The sequence below is a fragment of the Rhodococcus sp. NPDC055112 genome, from assembly GCF_053607505.1.
In genome coordinates, this window is record NZ_JBSGTR010000113.1 from 1 (window position 1) to 4,002 (window position 4,002).

3 protein-coding genes are annotated in these 4,002 nt (G+C 71.0%); all 3 read right to left on the bottom strand.

The genetic code is table 11. The features are described 5' to 3' along the window. Nucleotides 1–38: 38 nt before the first annotated feature. Nucleotides 39–1,166: a glycosyltransferase family 4 protein gene (locus ACWFRB_RS26200; protein WP_452644243.1), complete on the bottom strand. Its 1,128-nt coding sequence runs from the start codon at nt 1,164–1,166 to the stop codon at nt 39–41. 59 nt (nt 1,167–1,225) lie between these two features. Next, nucleotides 1,226–2,497, bottom strand: a complete 1,272-nt coding sequence (locus ACWFRB_RS26205; protein ID WP_452644245.1) for a hypothetical protein — start codon at nt 2,495–2,497, stop codon at nt 1,226–1,228. An 89-nt stretch (nt 2,498–2,586) separates the two neighbouring features. Further along, nucleotides 2,587–3,639: an NlpC/P60 family protein gene (locus tag ACWFRB_RS26210; protein WP_452644247.1), complete on the bottom strand. Its 1,053-nt coding sequence runs from the start codon at nt 3,637–3,639 to the stop codon at nt 2,587–2,589. Between the last annotated feature and the right edge of the window lie 363 nt (nt 3,640–4,002).

Sequence of the window (4,002 nt, forward strand, 5' to 3'; positions counted from 1 at the left end):
GTGCAGGCACTCGTCAACCGCGCACGGGCGCGTAGCGCCTAGTGCAGCAGGCCGCTGAGCTTGGCCGCCAGCGCATCCCAGCGCCACTGCTCGGACACCCACGCGCGGCCTGCGGCACCCATCGCCGCCGCGCGGTCGCGGTCGGCGAGCACCGAGATCACCGAGTCGGCCACCTGGCGGACCGACCGCCCGTCGACGACGTGTCCGGTCTCGTTCTCCCGCACCGTTTCCGGCGCGCCACCGGATCGACCGGCGATCACAGGGACACCCGCGGCCGAGGCCTCGAGGAACACGATCCCCAGCCCCTCCACGTCGAGGCCCGCTCCCCTGGTCCTGCACGGCATCGCGAAGACATCTGCGATCGTGTGGTGCGCCGCGAGCTCGGCGGACGGCACGGTGCCCGTGAACACCACGTGCTCCTCCATCCCGGTCTCCCCGGCCAGCGCGTGGAGTCGGCCCTGGTACGGGCCGCCGCCGACGATCACGAGCACCGCGCCGTCGATGGACTCACGGATCCGCGGCAGCGCCCGGATCAGCACGTCCTGCCCCTTGCGCGGGACCAGCCGGGACAGGCACAGCACGGTCGGGCGATCGCCCAGCCCGTATCGCGCCCGCAGCTCCGCCCTTGCCGCCGGGTCGGGCCGGAACACCTCGGTGTCGACGCCTGGCGGCAGGTGCTCGAGCGCGGCGTCGGCTCCGAACGCGGACGCGAACCGGCCGCGGGTGTACTTGCTGACGAAGGTGACCGTGTCCGTCGTGTTCCCGATCCGGCGCAGCGCCTGCCTGGCGCCCGGCAACATCGACCAGCCGACCTCGTGGCCGTGCGTGCTGGCCACGACCCGCTCGGCGCCTGCCCGACGCAGCCCTGGCGCCAGCAGTGCCAGCGGGGCCGCGGCCCCGAACCACACGCTGTCGCATTCGCGCGACCGCACCAGCTTGGCCGCCCGGCGGGCCACCAGCGGCGTCGGCAGCATCAGCGTCGTGGGGTGGCGGACCACCTCGAACGGCTGACGCGCGTCGAACTTCTTGTGGCTGTCACCCCGCCAGCGCGGGGCGTACACCACCAACTCGTCGGCAGGCAGCGCGTTCGCGAAGGACTGGAGGTAGGACTGGATGCCTCCCGGTCGGGGCGGAAAGTCATTCGTCACCAACAGGGTTCGGCGCATGTGTTCACCGTAATTGCCGGACACGGGTGGCCGATGCGCAGGGTCGGGTCGGCCTGCCCTCAGTCGAGGCCCTCGGCGACCCAGCGGCCCCAGTCGGTCACGAACTCGGACGCGGAGAGCCCGACGGCCTCGTGCAGCTTCACATCGAGCTCGTGGCCGTCCAGGGGGCCGGTCGCCAGGTCCACGTACAGCTCGCGCAGCGTCGGCTCGTCGAACCGATCCGCGACATAGGCCGAGACCGACCAGGCCAGCTCGTACGCGGCCTGCGCGCGCTCACCACCTGCCGTGAAGTCCGCGTCGACGGGCAGCCGCGTCGGCGGCCCGTGCGCGACGACCGCCGCCGCAAGAATCGGCGCGGACCGACCGACGGGGTCAGCGGCATCGCGGTGACCGGCGTAGTCGGCGAAGCCCTCCAGCATCCACAACGGTGATCCGTCGGTGGTCGCGGCGCGGGCGGCCACGTGGGTGAGCTCGTGTCGAAGCACCGAGTGCCGGGTGTCCACGCTGAGCCGCTCGGACGCGGCAGGGCTGAACACGACGCGCTGGCCCGTCGGGGAACCGGACCCGGGTTCGACGACGTCCGAGACCGCGACCGCGGCGATATCGGACCCGCTGTGATCGGCTCCGACCTGTTCCTCGAACTCCTCCTGGGAGGAGCTGACGACCACCAGGGCTCGCTGCGACCAGTCGGGACCCCACAGTTCGGTCACCGAGGACACCGCGTCCGCGAGGTCCGCCGCGATCGCGTCGATCAGGTCCTCCTGATCGGAGTGACCGAGCACCACCGACGAGTGCGAGCCGGTGTCCACCTCGCGCACCACGACCGGACCGAAATCCCAAGGGCCACGCCAGGTATGACGCCCGTACTCGGGGAGCGACCGGTCGGATACCAGGGTCCAGCTCTCCCCCCGCCTGGCCACGATCAGCGCGACGGGCTTGCGCGTGGGACCGGCGTCCGCGCCCTCGATGGCGTAGCGCAGGTACGCGGGCACCGCCCACACGTCGGTGGCGTCGAGCTGCTCGGCCAGGTCCGTCGGGACCGGGGTCTCGGGGTCGGATCCGATCTCGTAGCCCCAGTCCGCCAACGGCACGTCGGCGAGATGCTCACTGCGGCGGATCTCGGAGGCGAGGAACTCGGGCGCGGCGGCGCGGTCGAACAGCGCGGAGAGTGCGGCGGTGTCACCGTCCCTGACCGCGCTCGCCCAGCGGTTCAGGAGGTCCTGGACACCCGCGCGACGGGCCTGTTCGTACGGGTTCACGCTGGCGGTGCCGTCGGAACCGCGCGGCTCCGGTTCGGTCAGCTGCGACCGGGCCGTCAACACGCCGACCACGACGACCGCGAGCAGCCCCCCGAGCGCAGCCGCCTCCCATTTCCGGATCCGACGCCGTGGCTGCCGCGGCGGGACGTCCGGTACGGCGTTCAGTACCTTCTGGCGCCGTAGAACGGGTACGCGTCCATCGGCGCGACCTTGACCGGAACACCGAAGGTGGACGCGTGCAGGATGTTGCCATTGCCCGCGTACATGCCGACGTGCGAGATGTCGGGGTAGAACAGCACCAGGTCGCCCGGCTGCAGTTCGGAGCGCGAGACCGGGACCCCGCCCTCGGCCTGGGCCTGGCTCGAGCGCGGCAGCGTCTTGCCGATCTGCTTGTAGGCCCACACCATCAGGCCGGAGCAGTCGTATCCGTCCGGACCGGTGGCACCCCAGACATACGGCTTACCGACCTGCGTCATGCCGGCCTGCAACGCGCCCGAGTTCGACCCGGGCACGAGCCCCTTGAGGATCGTCTGCGGATCGAATCCGGGAGGGAACGGGGTGCCCGCGAGGGTCGCCCGCTCCGAACTGCTGAGCGCGCCGAACGCCTGGGTGACCTGCGCGATCTGGGCCTGCAGGTCGCTCTGCTTGTTCTGCAGGTCGTCGCTGATCGACCTGGCCTGCTCGGTGGCGGTGCGCGCGGCATCGGCGGACTGACGCGAGGCCTCGGCCGCGGTCGCGGCCTCGTCGGTTGCCTGCTTGAAGTGACCGACCTGGGCCGCGGTGTCCGCGGACAGCACGCTGAGCGTGGACATCTGGTCGAGGAGTTGCTGCGGAGAATCGGAGACCATCACCGCGAACAGTCGATTGACGCGGGCGCCCTGGTAGCTGGCCGTCGTGAGCTTGTCGACCGCGGGCTGGAACTGCGCGATCCTGGCCTTCGCCTCGGTCAACAAGTTCTCGTCGGCGGCGTGCCTGGCGTCGGCGTCGCGCTGGACGGCGGTCTTGGACTCGAGGTCGATCTGGGCGTTGTGCAACGCCTCATTGGTCTGCTCGGACGTGCGGGAGAGTTCGGAGAGCTTCTCGAGCGCGGCTGTCGGATTCTCCAGCGCGGGATCTGCGGCTGCGGTGCCCGCGGGGACTGCAATTGCCGCGAGGGACAGCAGGCCCGTTGCCAGCACTGCGCTGGTGGATCGTTTCAGTCTCTGTGACGCCACGAAAGCTGGTACTCCGTTCTTCCACTGCCCGTCGGCCGGATTGGCTGACGGGTCGGGCTGGGAAGATCAGCCCTGCCCCGCGAACCGAGATCCGAACGGGAGATTCACCCCGGCGACTCCGCCCCCGGTGCCGAACCGGCGCCTGCGGCGCCCGGATCCTGCGTGGTGGTGACCTCCGATGCCACGCCGGGTGACGCGGCAAGATTTCGGAAGGTCTCAGACAGGTTACGGAATGGCATACGACGATGTCCACCCGAACTGCCGAGGCATTTTCCGTTCGCCCCGAGCGCCGTGCGGCGGCGCGGACCCGCCGACGAAAAACGTGGTGGGGGCGACCCCGCGCGGACCGGTGGGGGCCCCCCC